Source organism: Mycobacterium sp. SMC-18 (assembly GCF_045310895.1).
GTDB lineage: Bacteria > Actinomycetota > Actinomycetes > Mycobacteriales > Mycobacteriaceae > Mycobacterium.
The window spans coordinates 16,835-32,901 of the sequence record NZ_JBJIAL010000034.1; the positions used below are offsets into that span (position 1 = coordinate 16,835).

Annotated in this window: 14 protein-coding genes; 3 read left to right on the forward strand and 11 right to left on the reverse strand. The window is 66.7% G+C overall.

The window, feature by feature from the left end:
- Positions 1–44 precede the first annotated feature (44 nt).
- Both ACJH6J_RS22980 and ACJH6J_RS22985 read right to left on the reverse strand, forming a co-directional pair.
- A complete protein-coding gene (locus ACJH6J_RS22980; RefSeq protein WP_318986990.1) occupies positions 45–1,520 on the reverse strand; it encodes a M28 family peptidase in 1,476 nt (491 codons plus the stop codon).
- Positions 1,517–2,989: a M20/M25/M40 family metallo-hydrolase gene (locus ACJH6J_RS22985; protein ID WP_318986989.1), complete on the reverse strand. Its 1,473-nt coding sequence runs from the start codon at positions 2,987–2,989 to the stop codon at positions 1,517–1,519. The genes ACJH6J_RS22980 and ACJH6J_RS22985 overlap by 4 nt, the downstream gene beginning before the upstream one ends.
- A gap of 151 nt (positions 2,990–3,140) precedes the next feature.
- On the opposite strand from ACJH6J_RS22985, the gene ACJH6J_RS22990 reads away from it, so the two are divergent.
- Complete coding sequence (locus ACJH6J_RS22990) at positions 3,141–4,853, forward strand: glycosyltransferase (RefSeq protein WP_318986988.1); 1,713 nt, start codon at positions 3,141–3,143, stop codon at positions 4,851–4,853.
- Between the two features lie 86 nt (positions 4,854–4,939).
- On the opposite strand, the gene ACJH6J_RS22995 is transcribed toward ACJH6J_RS22990, so the two are convergent.
- Positions 4,940–6,487: a PGRS repeat-containing protein gene (locus ACJH6J_RS22995; protein WP_406804573.1), complete on the reverse strand. Its 1,548-nt coding sequence runs from the start codon at positions 6,485–6,487 to the stop codon at positions 4,940–4,942.
- A 667-nt stretch (positions 6,488–7,154) separates the two neighbouring features.
- On the opposite strand from ACJH6J_RS22995, the gene ACJH6J_RS23000 reads away from it, so the two are divergent.
- On the forward strand, positions 7,155–7,616 hold the full coding sequence (locus ACJH6J_RS23000; RefSeq protein ID WP_318986986.1) for an ATP-binding protein: 462 nt from the start codon (positions 7,155–7,157) through the stop codon (positions 7,614–7,616).
- Between the two features lie 134 nt (positions 7,617–7,750).
- Positions 7,751–9,145 (forward strand): HAMP domain-containing sensor histidine kinase, encoded by a 1,395-nt coding sequence (locus ACJH6J_RS23005; RefSeq protein ID WP_318986985.1) that lies wholly within the window; start codon positions 7,751–7,753, stop codon positions 9,143–9,145.
- On the opposite strand, the gene ACJH6J_RS23010 is transcribed toward ACJH6J_RS23005, so the two are convergent.
- The 8 genes from ACJH6J_RS23010 to ACJH6J_RS23045 form a co-directional block, all read right to left on the reverse strand.
- Entirely contained in the window at positions 9,106–9,783 is a 678-nt protein-coding gene (locus ACJH6J_RS23010; protein ID WP_318986984.1) for a response regulator transcription factor, read from the reverse strand. The genes ACJH6J_RS23005 and ACJH6J_RS23010 overlap by 40 nt on opposite strands.
- A gap of 125 nt (positions 9,784–9,908) precedes the next feature.
- Positions 9,909–10,679, reverse strand: a complete 771-nt coding sequence (locus ACJH6J_RS23015; RefSeq protein ID WP_318986983.1) for a phosphatase PAP2 family protein — start codon at positions 10,677–10,679, stop codon at positions 9,909–9,911.
- Positions 10,680–10,718: 39 nt separating this feature from the next.
- A complete protein-coding gene (locus ACJH6J_RS23020; protein WP_318986982.1) occupies positions 10,719–11,969 on the reverse strand; it encodes a hypothetical protein in 1,251 nt (416 codons plus the stop codon).
- Between the two features lie 85 nt (positions 11,970–12,054).
- Complete coding sequence (locus ACJH6J_RS23025) at positions 12,055–12,579, reverse strand: hypothetical protein (RefSeq protein WP_406804563.1); 525 nt, start codon at positions 12,577–12,579, stop codon at positions 12,055–12,057.
- A 282-nt stretch (positions 12,580–12,861) separates the two neighbouring features.
- Complete coding sequence (locus tag ACJH6J_RS23030) at positions 12,862–13,605, reverse strand: ABC transporter permease (RefSeq protein WP_406804564.1); 744 nt, start codon at positions 13,603–13,605, stop codon at positions 12,862–12,864.
- Complete coding sequence (locus ACJH6J_RS23035) at positions 13,602–14,510, reverse strand: ATP-binding cassette domain-containing protein (protein WP_318986978.1); 909 nt, start codon at positions 14,508–14,510, stop codon at positions 13,602–13,604. The genes ACJH6J_RS23030 and ACJH6J_RS23035 overlap by 4 nt, the downstream gene beginning before the upstream one ends.
- A 34-nt stretch (positions 14,511–14,544) precedes the next feature.
- Positions 14,545–15,315: an SGNH/GDSL hydrolase family protein gene (locus ACJH6J_RS23040; RefSeq protein WP_318986977.1), complete on the reverse strand. Its 771-nt coding sequence runs from the start codon at positions 15,313–15,315 to the stop codon at positions 14,545–14,547.
- Positions 15,312–16,055: a thiazole synthase gene (locus ACJH6J_RS23045; RefSeq protein WP_406804574.1), complete on the reverse strand. Its 744-nt coding sequence runs from the start codon at positions 16,053–16,055 to the stop codon at positions 15,312–15,314. Before ACJH6J_RS23045 ends, ACJH6J_RS23040 begins: the two co-directional genes overlap by 4 nt.
- Between the last annotated feature and the right edge of the window lie 12 nt (positions 16,056–16,067).

The following is a 16,067-nucleotide window of genomic DNA, read 5'->3' on the forward strand; positions in this document are numbered from 1 at the left end:
CACAGAAAGGGCGATTCCGGTTATGCAGTAGCTGTGAAACCTGGCTACTTGCCTGCTTGCCGGTGTCGTTCGTCGCGCAACGGGACGCCGTTGGGACCGGTGAGCGACTGGGCGTACGTGCCGACCGCAAACGCGACGGCCGGCCCGGTCACGGCGAGTGCGGCCCGGTTCAGTTGCTCGACGGTATCGCCCTTCGGCCCGTAACCGGGATCGAAGGCGGCGCCCACCTGCCCGCCCCACAAGCGCGCCTGGATCGGCGACTTCCGCTGCGACGTCCCCGTCGAGATGCCGCCGACCGGAATCCCGGCGGTGAGGAACGGGCCGTAGCCACTGCCCAGATCCATGGTCATGTCGGCAGGCCGTTTCCCGGCCAGGTACAGATATCCGGCCAGGGTGCGCTCGAGACCGGCCGACCCGGCCGGCACCGCGTCGAGTGGAATCTCGGGGTTCGCCTGACCGGACTGGTCGCCGTCGAACGTGAAGAACCCGGCGTTGGGCGAACCCAGGATGTCGAAATCCAGATACAGCGCAATGTCATTCAGCGGTTCGGCAGCCAACCCGCGCACGTACTTGGTGGCGCCTTCCTGGCCCACCGCGCCCGAGCCCCAGAAGGTGAACCGCACCGCGTTCTCGATCTTCGGTGAGCCGCCCAGCGCGGCAGCGGTCTCCAGCAGTGCCGACACCCCGGTTGCCGCGTCGTTGATGCCCGCGCTCGTCGGCGCGCTGTCGAGGTGCGCGCCCGCCAGCACGACGCTGTGCTGGTCACCGGTCTTGGTTTGGGCCAAGACGTTTCGCGATTTCACACCGGTGTTCTTGGCGTCGAGGGTGAGCTTCACCGGGGTGTTGGTTTTCAGCAGCACGGCATCGGCGTCCTTGCCGATGATGCCGACCGGCGTGTTGAGGTGTTCGTAGTAGCCGGGGCTGAACAGCCCGCGCGGGGCACCGTTCGCGCTTGGCGGGCTGACCACCAGCACCGCGACCGCGCCGCGGGCCACCGCCGCGTTCTGCTTGTCGACCACCGAACACACCGCGTCGTCGACCACCGCGATGGCGCCGCGCAGGTTCAGCGTGCCGTAATCGTCCGGCGCACAGCCGGCCGGCTTGACCGGATGCAACGTCGGCGCCGTCAGGCCGCCGGGCGCCGTGGACGTCAGCAGCGAGGCCTGCACGACCCCCCACCGGCGGCCGCCGACGTCGAGTACCGGATTGCCGGGCGCACCGCGTTCGACGCGCACATACTCGGGGGTCTGAACGTCGAACCCTTTGTCCCGCAGCAGGTTCGCCACGTAGTCGACGCTGGCCTGGTAGCCGGGCGTGCCGTCGGCGCGGGTGCCATTGTTCGCCGCCGCGATGGCCGCGAACTTGTTCAGATGGGTGTAGATGCCGTCGGTGCCCACCCTGCCTGCCAGATCGCGCGCGAGGTCCGGGGCAGGCGGTGGCGGCGGGGCCGGTGCCTGCGGCGGTGGTGCGCACGACGCGAGGACCGCGGCCAGCAGACCGGCGGCCAGTACCCGTCTCATGATGCCGAGACCACGTGCCGGGTCCGGTCATCGCGGACCGGAACGCCGTTGCGGCCACCCAAATCCTGGGCGTACCGACCCACCCCGAAAGCCACTCCACGGCCCATGATGTCCATTGCCGTGCGGTTGATGTGCGCCAAGTCGTCCGTCTTCTTGTGGTAGTTGGAGTCGAAAGGTTTTCCGGCGGTACCGCCCCAGAGCCGAGCCTGCTCTTCGTTCATGTTTTCCTCGTCGCCGGTGCCCAGCCCGCCCGCCGGGATACCGGCCTTGGTGAAGGCGGCGTAGTCCGACCGTCCGTTGAAGGGGTAGTCCTGCGGCTTCTTCCCCGCATCGGACAGATACGCCGTGAAGGTGCGATCGATACCGGCCGAGCCCTCGGGGATGCGCGGCACCAAGTCGTCGGACAGCGGCGGGCCGGACAGGTTGCCGTCATAGCTGAAGTAACCGGCGTTCTCCGAGGCGATCATGTCGAAATTCAGATACAGCGCAATGTCTTTGAGCGCCTCGACGCCGAGGGATTCGATGTACCGATCGGAGCCGATCGTGCCCTCCTCCTCGGCACCCCAGAACGCGAACCGCACCGCGTTCGCGATGTTCGGGGCACTGCCCAACTGCAGTGCCGTCTCCAGGACCGCGGCCACGCCCGACCCGTTGTCGTTGATCCCGGGCCCATCCTTGACGCTGTCCAGATGCGCGCCGACCATCACCACGTCATGTCCGGAACCCGTCTTCGTCTGGGCCATCACGTTGCGGGTGTGCTCAACCCGCACACCGGCATCGAGCTTCAGGGTCACCGGCCCCGGGACGGCCCGCAGTCGAGCCCCGGCCGCCTTCGGGATCAGCACCACGGGAATCTTCACCGTGGCCTTGGCGCCCAGCGTGCCGCCGCGTGCGGGGACGCCCGTGTCGTCGACATCGTCCTTGTTGTCGGCTACCACGAGTGCGACCGCGCCGTGGATCGCCGCGGTCGCTTCCTTCATCGCGAAGGGGCACGTGCCACGGTCCACCAGCGCGATCGCACCCTTGATCGGCAGGCCGTCGTAATCGGCGCTGTTGCAGCCTGATCCGGGACCAGCCTTGACCGGCACCAGCGGTGCGGTGAGACCGGGGGTGCCGACCGAATACTCCAGCGCCCGCGCCGGTATCCGGGTGCCGGCGACCGTCAGTTCGGGCGTGTTGTTGTACGCCACCTTGACTTCCATATCTGGAGTGATGACTTCGAAACCCTTGTCGCGCAACGCATTCGCGACGTAGTCCACGCTCGCGTCGTAACCAGGTGTGCCGAACGCCCGGTTCCCACCGTGAGCGTCGGCGATGGCCTGCAGCTTGGCCAGGTGACCGGTCGTCGCTTCGACGGTCACGCTCTTGGAGAGCTCTCCGGCGAAGTCGCCGGCCGCGGGCTCCGTTCGCCCGCACCCCGAGATCCCGACCGCCAATACGAGCGCGAGCGCGACAGAGGTACGGGCCATGGGCACCACCGTAGCGTGAAGGCTCACCGAAAACGGCGCGCCTGGCCAGACGGCCGAGTTGGTGGCCGTTCCCGAACGCCCGCAGTGGATGAGCTGAACCGTTTCGGTGGAAGCGCAGCAAACATCAGCCGAAATCGGGTATACGGATTCAGTGGACAATCCACCGGGGCCGACCATCTGCCTCAACATGATCGTGCGCAACGAAGCACACATCGTCACCGAGGTGCTCGATGCGGTCGCGCCCTATATCAGCTACTGGGTGATCGTGGATACCGGCTCCACCGATGGCACCCAGGAGACGATCCGAAATCACATGGTGCATCTCGGAGTCCCCGGGGAGGTCCACAAACGCAGATGGCGCAATTTCGGCGAAAACCGTTCCGAAGCACTGCAGCTCGCCCGAGGCCACTGTGACTACATCTGGGTCATGGACGCCGACGACACCGTCCGCGGCCGGCCCGACTTCACGCACCTCTCCGCCGATGTCTACTCCATGCGGATCAGTGACGGGCTGCTGTACTGGCGACGCCAGCTATTTCGCGATGGACTCCCGTGGCGATACGTCGGCGTGGTGCACGAATACGCCGACTGCACTGAGCCATTCCACGAGGAGCGACTCGAGGGCGACTACTTCATCGAGTCCCGCCGTCTCGGTGCCCGCAACAACGATCCGAAAAAGTACGAACGGGACCGCGACCTGTTGTTGGCGGAGGTACAGCACGACCCGACCAACGAACGTTCGGCGTTCTACCTCGCCGAAAGCTATTTCAACCTGGGCGATTTCGCCAACGCCCGGATCTGGGCGGCTCGGCGCGCCGAGATGGGCGGCTGGGACGAGGAAGTCTATTACGCGCTGTCTCAAGTGGCCCGGTCGATGTTTCATCTGGGCGAGCCATGGCCGATGGTGCTGGACGCGTACCTGAAGGCCTGGGAGTTCCGACCGACCCGCGCCGAGACGCTGCATGCCATCGCCGCCGAGTACCGCGCCCGGGGCAAGTACCAACTCGGCCACCTGTTTTCGCAACGCGCAGCGGCGATACCGCTTCCCGAGGAAGACATCCTGTTCGTCGACGCATCCGTCTACCAGTGGCGCGCCCGCGACGAACAGTCAGTGTGCGCATCATGGATCGGCCGACACGAAGAAGCGTTCAAATTGTGCCGCGAACTTCTGAATCGCTCCGATATCCCCGACAACGACCGCCGCAGAATTGCCGCCAACCGCGACCAGTCGGTCCCGGCCTTGATAGAGGCCGCGTCGTCATATCCAGAATCGTTGGTGCGCAATATCATCGGCCACGATACGAAGGCTGAGGTCAGCGTCAGCCTGGTTACCGGGACGCACGGCAGCATCGTGGAAACGGCAGTGGATTCATTCTTGAACTGCTGTCTCGACGTCGGGCGGGTCGGCCGGTTCGTGGCGCTCGACACCGGACTTCCGGTGGCGGATCGGCGGGCGTTGGAACGCAGGTACCCGTTCCTGGAATTCGTCGCCGGACCTCGGGACGAGGGCGTCGCCCAACTGCAGTACATCCAGGACCGGCTACACAGCCGGTACTGGTTGCACCTCGGTCAGGGCTGGCGGTTCTTCTCGCCGGAGGCCCTCATCGGCCGGTTGCAAGCAGTACTGACCGCGGAACCGCGTGTCGTCCAGGTCGGCGTCAACGTCGACGATGCCCACGTATTGGCGGGCGCATGCGCGGTCGCCGGCGCCGTCCGTAGCGCGGGCGACGGTACTCGGTACGTGCTCGTCGACACACCCGCCACAGGCCCGGCGATGTTCGACGTCGAGCGGCTCAATCAAGTCCTGGACGCCGGACCCATCACCGCTCAACTCGACGGGGTGTTCAGCGTCCAGCGCCTATAGCGCGTCAGGCCAGAATTCGCGAAAGACCACCCCTGGCAGAGTATTTCGCCGCCAGGGGTGGTCGACCGTCATTTGTCGGTTGGCGGCTACGCGCCGCCGCCGGCACCACCTGCGCCGCCGGCACCACCACCGCCACCTGCGCCACCTGCGCCGCCGGCACCGCCGCCGGTCACGGCACCGAACGGACCAGCAACACCGATGGAGCCGTTGGTCCCCTTGCTGCCGGTACTGCCGGCCGAACCGGTGTGCCCTGCGCTACCGGTGTGGCCTGCAGTACCACCGGCGCCAGTCGCACCCGTGCTTCCCGTTGCACCCGTCTTTCCCGCAGTTCCGCTGGCCCCGGTGCCACCGGTCGCTCCAGTCGCGCCGGTAGCGCCCTTTGCGCCGGTAGCTCCTGTGCTGCCGGATGTACCGCCTGAGCCAATTCCCAAGCCGCCCAACAAACCGCCGCCGCCGCCGGCACCACCTTGGCCGCCGCCGCCACCAGCACCGGCCACGCCGCCGGTTCCACCGGTAGCGCCCGCTCCACCGGCGCCACCAGCGCCGGCTGCACCGCCGGTGCCACCCGTGCCACCGGTTCCACCGGTACCACCCGTGCCACCGGTGCCACCGTTACCGCCCTTGTACGGACTGAATGGAGGAACGATTGCATTGCCGCCGTTGCCACCCACGCCGCCGGTGCCGCCAGTTCCACCCGTTCCACCCGTTCCGCCGGTGCCACCAGTGCCGCCGGTACCGCCCGCGCCGCCGTTGCCACCGGCACCGCCGTCGCCGCCATTGCCACCTGTTCCACCCGTGCCACCTGAACCACCGGTGCCACCCGTGCCACCCGTGCCGCCAATGCCGCCGTCGCCACCCTGGCCGCCACCACCGAACAACGTCAGTAGGCCGGCGCTACCACCGCTACCGCCGGCTCCGGCCGCAGTGCCCTGCAGGCCCGTACCGCCGGCACCACCGCCGCCGCCGGACCCGCCCGGCGTACCCGCGCCACCGGTACCACCGGTGCCGCCCGTACCGCCGGTACCGCCGGTACCACCCGTGCCACCGACACCGCCGACACCACCGGCATTACCGGCACCACCGGCGCCACCGGCACTGCCATTCGCGCCTATAAAGGGCAGGCTTGTTCCGTTGGAGCCGGTAGCGCCAACGGTCCCTGCGGTGCCCGCGGTGCCCGCGGTGCCCGCGGTACCGGCCACGCCCGCAGCGCCCGTAGCACCTGTCGCTCCTGCCGTACCGGTCGCGCCGTTGGTACCCGCAACGCCGTCGCCACCCGCGCCACCGGTTACACCTGTGGCACCAACGCCGCCTGCGCCGCCATTACCGCCCTTACCGCCGGTACCGAACAGCCCGAGCAGACCCATGTTTCCGCCCTTGCCGCCGTTGCTGCCGGCCAGGACGTCGGTGCCGTCAGCACCGTTGCCGCCACGGCCACCGCTGCCGAACAGTAGGCCCGCAGCGCCACCGTCACCGCCGTCTACTCCGGCCTCGGTGCTGTCCCAACCTGCGCCGCCGTCGCCGAACAAGATGCCGCCAGCTTGCCCGTTCGGGTGCGCGGCTGTGCCTGCCGCGCCGTTACAGACCAGGCCGCATGGACTATCGAGCGGATCCGGCGCCGGCTGCATCAGCGGCATGATCATCTGTGGCGGGTTGTTCCCACCATTGCCGAACAATCCGGTCACCCACCACAGCGGGTTGTTCGGATCCGGAACTGGGGCCAGCGGGAAACTGAAATCCGTCAATTCAACGGCACGCACCGGTGGCGGCGATGCCGTAAGGGCGTCCATCGCCCCCGGCGGAACCGCCATCGCGATGCCGGCACTCGCGGCCGCGACACCCAAGGTGCCAGTCGCGAGATAATTGACGGATTTCAAGGTCCTGGGCGACTTTTGCTTGCGATGCTTGGACACGATCGAATCCTCCTTTGGATTCAAAGTGCTTTGTCGGCCCCGCGCACGACTGAAATGGAAATTACCACGTTTGCCTTATGACCAATAGATTCTGCGAAAAGTTTCCATCTTCGCTAGTCATTGGCCCACATTCTTCCACATTCGTTAATATTTCGAGTTTGCAGATAATGCAATATTTACAATTCAGACATAATATCGACGGTCCGCGACATTCAGCACAGAGAACCGGAATTACCAGACTGAACTGGCATTGATCCAATTACGTGGACTCCCTCTTTCTTGGGCGGAATGTGAGCTACCGCGGGCGACATCGGGCCGGCGATGACCAGCGCTCCTCACCTGCGGTCGTCCTCAGCGTGCGTTCAGGTCGTGGTCGATACCGTCTGGCAGTGTGACTGACAGTGCTGGAGAGATGCTCTTTCTCGATGATGTGTTGGTCCAGCATGCTGGTCGGCTACGGCAAAGCACTCGGTTGTCGATCCGAACCGACATGCGGCCGACCTACGTGGTGGGTGACGCTGCGACGCTGAACCGGGCGGTCGCTGCACTGGTCGACCATGCACGTTGCAATGCCGTATCGGCGATCGAGCTTGAGGTGTATCGCCGAGATGCCCAGGCAGTCATCATCATCCGCGACGACGGCCCCCAGATCTCGGTCGCCGACACCGGCCGGATGTCGTCAAAGTGCGACTCCGGTCTGGAGTTGGCCGCCCGGATCATTGCCACCCACGGCGGGACACTCACTGTCGCCGAAAGCCGTACGTGCGCAAATGCGGTGAGCGTGCGGTTGCCGTCCACGCGGCAATCTCTGCGCAATTCGCCTGCACCGATCTGGATTTCGGATGGGCGCTGACATCGTGCGCCACCGAGGGGACGCGCTGTGACAGCACTGTCGCCGGCGACAGTGAATGATGGTGCGATGTGGGTCGGTCGTGGCTGGGTCTCGCTGATGGGCCTGCAACGCCAGGGCGCCGAGTGAGCCGCCACGTGGCGCGGAGGGATTTCGCAGGCCGGTGGCGTGGCTGGTTCGGTGGCATTGCGGTCCGCTCAGCGCTGGTGGCTGCGGCGGTGGTGCTGGCCGGCCTCGTGATCGTGGGCTCTGCCTCGACGCTATTGCTGTACCGGATGATGTGCGCCGATGTGGACAACGCCGCGGAGGCCCGCGCCCAGGCGGTGGCCGATGTGCTGCGCAAGGAACCACCCGATGAGGTGGAATCGGTGTTGATGCACACCGATCACCGGATCGTGGCCGTGCAGATCGCCGACGCGGCCGGCACCGTGGTGGAGCGATCCGACAGCGCACCGCAGACCCCGCTGATTCCTGTGCCGCACGAAGGTGCCCAGGTCGGGGTGCTGGCAACCGATGATGACGACGTGCGCGTCAGCACAATCACGGTGACATCCCGTAAGGGGCGGCAGTACACGGTACTTGTGGGCGGGGGCATCGAGCCGATCGAGCAGATGATCGGCACCGCCGGGCAGATGCTGGCGATCACGGCGCCGGTTGTGGCTGTGGTGGCCGGAGTCGTCACATACCTGCTGGTGCGCCGGTCGTTGCGGTCGGTGGAGGCGATCCGGTCCCGAGTGTCGGCGATCAGTGCCTTCGATCTGGGCGAGCGGGTCCCCGTCGGTCGCAGGTCGGATGAGATTTCCGCGCTGGCGGTGACCATGAACGACATGCTGGCCCGCATCGAGGCCGGCCATGCCGCGCAACGACGGTTTGTCGGGGACGCGTCCCACGAGCTGCGGAGCCCGTTGGCAACGGTGGTGTCCGCATTGGAGATCGGAGCCACCCACCCCGACCTCCTCGACAGGACGCTGCTGACCAACGCATTGTTGCCGGAAGCGCGCCGGATGCAGACCCTGGTGGAGAACCTGCTCCTACTGGCGCGCGCCGACGAACGCGGCTTGCCGCTGCGTCGTGTCGAGACCGATCTCGATGATCTGGCGGCTGCGGAGGCGGCTCGACTCAAACGGGAAACGACCTTGCGGATAGTCTCCGATCTTTCGGCGGTCAAGGCCGCCGTCGATCCGGACGGGTTCGTGCGATTGTTGCGCAACCTGGCCGATAACGCGGCCCGCCATGCCACCAGCGAGGTGACCATCGTCGTGCGCGCCGAGGGTGACAACGCCGTCGTGCAGGTGATCGATGACGGCCCGGGAATCCCTGCCGCCGCACGGGACAAGGTTTTTGAGCGGTTCTTCCGGCTGGACGCCGACCGATCGCGGCGCGGTGGTGGTACCGGGTTGGGGTTGGCGATCGTCGCCGAGATTGTGGCCGCCCACGATGGCTCGGTCACCATCGATGAGCGCGATGCCGGCGGGGGAACCGTGGTGACGGTTCAGTTGCCGCTTGCCGGTTCGCCGGATTCGAGCCGGTAACCCGCGCCACGCAGCGTGGTGATCGCCTCCGAGCCAATCTTGCGTCTCAGATAGCCGACATAGACTTCCACCACGTTGTCGGGGCCGTCGTAGTGACTGTCCCAGACGTTGTGCAAGATCTGAGTCTTTGTGAGGACAGTGTCCTTGTGGCGCAACAGATATGCCAGCAGCGCGAATTCTCGCGGTGTCAGCGAGACCCCCTCGCCACCCCGGTGCACGGTCCGGCGCGCGGGGTCCAGTGAAATGTCGCCGGCAGTCAGCACGACGGGACGTTGTGGTGCGCCGCGGCGGATCAAGGCCCGCAAGCGCGCGGTGAGCACCATGAACGAAAAGGGTTTGGTCAGATAGTCGTCAGCGCCCAGATCGAAGGCGTCGGTCTGGTCGTAGTCGCCGTCCTTGGCCGTCAGCATCAGCACCGGCGTCCAACTGTTTGCGGCGCGCATCTTGCGCAAGACCTCGTAACCGTTGAGACCCGGCAGCATGATGTCGAGCACGACGACGTCGAACTGCTCCTGGGTGGCCTGCCAGAGACCCTCGGCACCATCGGCCACCGCGACCACGACGAACCCTTCGGCGCGCAGCCCAGCGGTGATCGTCTCGGCCAGCATGGGCTCGTCTTCGACAAGCAGCAGTCTCACCTGAGTAGCCTGGCACAGACTGAGGCGGCGGCCATCAATTGGCCGGCCACATACCCTCGACGAGTGCGCTGTCGTACTGCCCGCCGTTCGACAGAGCCGGTGCGTTCTGGGCGCGCTCCTGGGCCTCATGGACCGACATGGTCGCCGCCACCAGCATCAGGGCTCCGACCATCAGGTTGATCGCTTCTCGCCGGGCTGTCATGTCCATCAACACCTTTCACTGGTTTCCAGCTGATCGAAGCCGAGCAGCTGTCGGGTATGCCATCAGACTGACAGCGGGTTGCTGTGAGGACGCTGAGCCCGAACAGGGCACCTGGCTCGGCGGCGGTGATGAGCGGGCGCAGCCAAGTCTTGGCTCCGCCGACCACCAGCCGGCTCAGCCCCGGCCGGGCGAGGAGGTATCCGCAAACGCTCAAGGTCGCGCCCAGAGCGAGACCGGCAAGGACGTCCTGGGGATAATGCGCACCGACATAGACGCGAGCCAATGCCATGGCCACTGCCGCGATGGCGGCGATGACGCCGAGTCGTCGATTCACCAGCCAGACCCCGGCAGCGACGGCCCCGGCCATCATCGCGTGGTCACTGGGGAAGCCACCGTCGGTGTTGCAATGCAAGACCACGATGTGGGGCAGCGCATTACAGGGACGGGTGGCATTGATGGTATCGGCGATCGGCTGGTTGATGGCCACCGCGGCCAGCACACCCAAAGGCGCCCATACCGCCGCTGCCATCGCACGGGGGTTGTTGGATCTGCGGGCGATCCACCATCCAGCGAGGAGAAAGCCGGCGAACAGTACGACACCGTCTTCGGCGTATCCGGCCACGACCGGGTGCAGCCACGGGGTGTCCCGGGCGAAATTGTTGATGTAGTAGAAGATTCGGGTATCGAGGTCCATCGCGGCCTTGTCGTTCTGAGTTGCGAATGGCTGAAGAAATCAGCGCAGGCTGTTCAAAAGCGTTGTCAGAGATTGCTTTTCGTCGTCTACGCTTGGGCTGCTGGATCGGACGGACTTGAGTGCGGCGTCGATCTCCCGGTCCAGCGCCGTCCAGGTGCTGGAGTCGATGGCCTGTAGCCGCTCCTGGTCGTGGTCCCATGCGGTTTCGAGGTCGGTGATCCGCGCTCGGGCGCCGGATTGGTCTCCGGCATCCACCTTCGCCAGCGTGTCTTGAGTGACATTGCGGAAGTGCGCGATATCGGTCGCCGGGAAGGCCCCGACCTTGCCGGGCACCAGAGGCGCAGCCGCCGCGGTCGGCGCGGCCCCTTCCTCAATGTCGGTGCCGGGGCCATGCGGCTGCATCGAGGCCCATTGCAGCAGGGCGCCGGCTGCCAGGACCACGACGGCGTAGTAACCGACGGTGTTCACCACCGCTAGCGTGCGCTTCGGCGCGGGGGCCGCCGCCCGATCGTCGACCTCGATCACATCGATGCGGGTCCAGGTCAGGTAGCCGACAGCGGCGGCGATCGCGGCGAGGAAGATTCCACTGGTCAGGCCGTATCCGAGGCCGAGACCGTGTGCGCTCCGCGGTGTGGCAAGCCAGTCGCCGAGGTTCGCGCCCAGCGGACGGGTCAGGATGTAGGCCAGCCAGAACGACAGCACGGAGTTGATCCCGACGCGCCAGCCGATGGTGACCGCGGCGATTAGGGTGACCGGCAGCAGTACCGATACGCCGGCACTCCACCCGGTCAAGGCCAAGGTCCAGTCGCCGGCGGCGGTGCCGAGCGCGAAGGTGACCAGGACAGCAAGCCAGTAGAACAGCTCCCGCGGTCGCGTTGTGATGCTGTGGATCGACAGTGTCCGCTCCCGGGCGAACCACACCGCGAACACCACAGCCAGAGTGACGGTGAAGACGGCTGTGCTCGTGGCCAGCGGAACGGCAAGGGCGTCGGTGAGCAGGTCGGTGTAGAGGGTGCCGGTGACGCTGAGCACCACGACCGCCAGCCAGTAGACGACAGGGACGTAGTGCGGCAATCGCAGCTGGGCCCCCATGACCAGGGCCAGCACGGCGGTGAACAGCACCGTGGTGGCACCGAGACCCACACCGAGACCTTCGTTGATCCAGTCGGCGAAGCTTTCTCCGACCGTGGTGCACAGCACCTTGATCAGCCAGAACCAGATGGTGACTTCGGGAACCTTGCTCGCAGTCACGCGCTCTACGGTCGTCGATGGGCGGGCGGCACCGGTCATGCCTTGCGAAGGTAGTCACCGCTTGCTGAACTGACGCTGAGAACGAAGGGGCCTGTTGTCGGTCCTACAGGTGGACCGGCTGAGCTCACTTGCAGAGGCCGGCAATCTTCATGCTGACGGCTTCGCCGGCTTTCAGGCGACCGGCCTGCGCCGGATCGGCCCCGCCGATTCCGGCCTGTCCATACATCGAAATATCCTGCAGGTCAATGGCAAACTCGCGAATTGCGGCCGCGAGGTCCGCAGGCGTGGCCGGGTCCAGATGCGTCTGCAAGTACTGCGCGCCACTGCTCATGGCCAAACGCGAGACTGCTGTGACCGCCGTAACCGCAACCGGCTCAGGGCCGAGCTCGGTGTGCGTCTGCAGCGCCACCGCCGTGCGCACGGTGGTGAAGGCGGCACACGCGCGAGCCTTCGCATCATTAACTTGTTGCTCGGTGGGTTCTGGGACCGATGGCGACGACTGATGTGGTGGCGACACCAGCGCCCAGACCGCGACCCCTAGCGCGATGACCGCGATTCCGAGCGATGCGGGCGCCAACCACTTCGGTTGCAGATCTACCGCAACGGGCTGACGCGAGATTGACGGCGCTTCAGGGTCAGTCTCCGGCATACGCGCGATGGTAGAGCAACAACTGTCCGAATATCGGCGGTTGGACGAAGCCCAGGCAGGAACCGGTTCATTCGAGTCGAGGCCAGCATTCAGCTACCAGAGGGTGGCCGCAGTGACTGCGATCCATGCGGGCGGCGACTTGGTCGGAGTACAAGCCCGACCCAATCGCGGCGAAGTTGGAGCCATCGAAGTACCGAGCCATCTCCAGCAGAATCTCGCAACTCCGCCGGGAAGGCCCAGTGCGCCAAACCAATTCGGCCGTTGAGAGCAGACACCCATGCCCTACGGGTCGCGGCGGGTGACCACCACGAGCGCCAGCATGAACACCGCCGCCGCAACTGCGGCGAAGTAGAGGGCCGCGCCGGCCGGTCCCCACCACAACGAGAACGTCTGGAACCAGGGGGTCCTGGTGAAGGTGTACGCGTTCCCGAAGGGCAGCCACGGCCCCACTTGTGCGCCGACCTGAGGCAGCGCGCCGAGCACGGGCTCGATGACGAACGGCATCAACAACACCACCGCGACCACGGCCGCGGCATGCCGCAGCAAGCCACCGAGACCGATCGCCAGAACCGCTCCGAGCACGGCATACAGCGACATCGCCCCGATCGCGCGCCATACCTCGGCGCTCGTGAAGGACAACTCCGCGCTCTGTTCGGCGGTCACCAACGACGCCGCGAACGCGATCGAACCCGCCACCATGACGGCGGTGACGACGGCGGAAACCGCGCCCATCACAATCGCTTTCGCCGCCAAAGCCCACGCCCGGTTGGGGGTGGCCAGGAACGTCGTGCGGATCATGCCGGAGCGGTATTCACCGGTGACCGACATCGCGGACAGGATCATCAGCACCGGCACCCCGAAGACGCTGACGCCGATGGCGGCCCGCTCCGGCTTGAGCACCCCGTGGGGACCGAGCGCGGCTGCCTGTATCGCGGCGAAACCCAGTCCCAGCACCACCACCGCCAGGACGAGCCAGATGGGCGATCGCGTGGTCTGCAGCTTGATCCGTTCGGCGTTGATGGTCACGGCGCACCCACCGCCCGGTAGTCGACGGCGTCGTCGGTCAGTCGCATGTACGCCTCCTCCAACGAGGCCTGTTGAGCGGCCAGTTCGTGCAGCACGATGCCGTGGCCGGCAGCCAACTCCCCGACCTGCTCCGTCGAAATTCCGCGAACGAGCAGCACGCCGCTGGACAGTTGCGCAGCGGCGCCCTGCGCCGTCAACAGCTCCTGGAGACGCTCCAGCTGCGGGCTGCGCACGCGGATGGTGTCGCTCCCGGAGCTGGTCAGGAAGTCCGCCATGGTGCTCGAGCTGATCAACTGCCCTCGCCCGATCACCAGCAGCCGGTCCGCCGTGTTCGCCATCTCTGCCAGCAGGTGACTGGACACCAATACCGTCCGGCCCTCAGCTGCCAAGTCGCGCATGAGCGTCCGAATCCACCTGATGCCCTCGGGGTCCAGCCCGTTCACCGGTTCGTCGAACAGCAGCACCTCGGGATCCCCCAACAGCGCCACCGCAATGCCCAGCCGCTGCGACATCCCGAGCGAGAATGTGCCGGCCTGTTTACCCGCGACATCGGTCAATCCGACGATGTTCAGCACTTCGTCGACGCGGGACTTCGGCAGCTTGTCGCTGGCGGCCAGCCACCGCAGGTGGGCGCGGGCCGTGCGGTTGGGATGCACCTGACGGGCATCGAGCAGGGCGCCGACGCTGCGCAGGGGATGCTTGAGTTCGTGATAGGTCTTGCCGAGCACCGTCGCGGTGCCGGCGGTCGGTCTGTCCAGCCCGACGATCATGCGCATCGTGGTGGACTTGCCGGCGCCGTTCGGCCCGAGGAAACCGGTGACGAAACCGGGCTCGACGGAACAGGTCAAATCATCGACGGCACGCTTGCGCCCGAAAACCTTTGTCAATCCGGTCAGCTGGATCATCGCCGGACAACCCCCTTGCCTGATGGCATCGCCATCAGGCGCACGATACGCGTTCGATCACCATCTGCGCGACGGCGCGCATACCCGCGGCATTGGGATGTAGCGGCGCTACCCGGCCCGGCAGGGGTAGGTGAAACACCGTGGTCCAGGGATCGGCGGACCACGCATGGTGCTCACGGCTGGCGGCGGCGACCGGCACGAGTTCACATCCCGTGTCCGCGGCGGCCACAGCCGTCAACTCGGCCAGCCGAGCGGCGACGTGCCGGCCCAGATCGGCATCGGCCGCACCGATGGGTGACGCCGGCACACCGGCCGGCGGCAGCAGCGTCAGGTAATCGACGAACAGCACCCGGGCCCGGGGCGCACGTCGACGTACTTCTCGCCCAACAGTTTTCAGTGACTCACCCACGACGTCGAGAGCCTGGTCCCGCGCCGCGGCATCGAGCAGCCCGCGCAGCAGCCCACCGAAGATGGGCACCGACCGCAGGAACCGGGGCAGGCAGGCGGCCCCGAGCATCGGCACATAGCCGGCGTCGTTGCCGCCGATGGTGATGGTGACCAGCGACTCCGATCCGTCGAGCGCGTCCACCTGCGGCGGCTCGCCGAACTGCCGTTCGGTGAGCACGTGGGCGGTGGTGGCTCCCGAAAACGTCACGTCGACAAGGTCGTAACCGAGGCGGTCGGCGACCAGGTGCGGATAGTTGACCGCCGACCTGCCGGATCGCTTCGGCGCACCGGGAGCGCCCGGTGCGATGCCGGGCCCGGCAGCCATCGAGCTACCGAGTGCGACGTACCGTGCGGTCATAGCGCCGGGCTGGACGCCTGGGCCCAGAACCGCTTGGGCACGCGACCGGCCCGTGACGCCAGCCGGCCCGCGGTGACCGCGGCGGCCATGGCGGCGGCCATCATCGGCGGGTCCGCGGCCCGGGTCACCGCGGTCGCGAGAAGCACTGCGTCGCAACCCAGTTCCATGGCCAGAGCGGCATCGCTCGCCGTGCCGATGCCGGCGTCGAGGACCACCGGCACCCCGGCGGCCGCGACGATCATCTCGATGTTGTGCGGGTTGGAGATGCCCAGCCCGGTGCCGATCGGTGCGCCCAACGGCATCACCGCCGCGCAGCCGGTGTCCTCCAAACGCCGCGCCAGTACCGGGTCGTCGTTGGTGTAGGGCAGGACGACGAAGCCGTCGTCCACCAATTGCTCTGCGGCGCGGACCAATTCGATCGCGTCGGGCAGCAGAGTGCGCTCGTCGGCGATCACTTCGAGTTTCACCCAGTTGGTCTGCAACGCCTCGCGCGCCAGCTGCGCCGTCAGCACTGCTTCGGCCGCACCACGACAGCCGGCGGTGTTGGGCAATGCCGCGATGCCGAGTTTGTTCAGCAGATCGAGTACGCCGGTGCCGGTTTCGGCGTCGACGCGCCGCATCGCGACCGTGGTCAGCTCGGTGCCCGAGGCGACGAGCGCCTCCTCCAGGATCGACAGATTCGCCGCACCGCCGGTACCCATGATGAGCCGGGAACCGAATTCCCGGTCGGCGATGCGCAGGGCGTCGGCCGA

Bases quoted from the DNA above. Each gene is read 5' to 3' on its own strand.
- ACJH6J_RS23040 (WP_318986977.1), bottom strand. From the start codon at position 15,315: ATGACCGCACGGTACGTCGCACTCGGTAGCTCGATGGCTGCCGGGCCC.
- ACJH6J_RS23035 (WP_318986978.1), bottom strand. From the start codon at position 14,510: ATGATCCAGCTGACCGGATTGACAAAGGTTTTCGGGCGCAAGCGTGCC.
- ACJH6J_RS23020 (WP_318986982.1), bottom strand. From the start codon at position 11,969: ATGACCGGTGCCGCCCGCCCATCGACGACCGTAGAGCGCGTGACTGCG.
- ACJH6J_RS22985 (WP_318986989.1), bottom strand. From the start codon at position 2,989: ATGGCCCGTACCTCTGTCGCGCTCGCGCTCGTATTGGCGGTCGGGATC.
- ACJH6J_RS23025 (WP_406804563.1), bottom strand. From the start codon at position 12,579: ATGCCGGAGACTGACCCTGAAGCGCCGTCAATCTCGCGTCAGCCCGTT.
- ACJH6J_RS22995 (WP_406804573.1), bottom strand. From the start codon at position 6,487: ATGCCGCTGATGCAGCCGGCGCCGGATCCGCTCGATAGTCCATGCGGC.
- ACJH6J_RS22980 (WP_318986990.1), bottom strand. From the start codon at position 1,520: ATGAGACGGGTACTGGCCGCCGGTCTGCTGGCCGCGGTCCTCGCGTCG.
- ACJH6J_RS23015 (WP_318986983.1), bottom strand. From the start codon at position 10,679: ATGGACCTCGATACCCGAATCTTCTACTACATCAACAATTTCGCCCGG.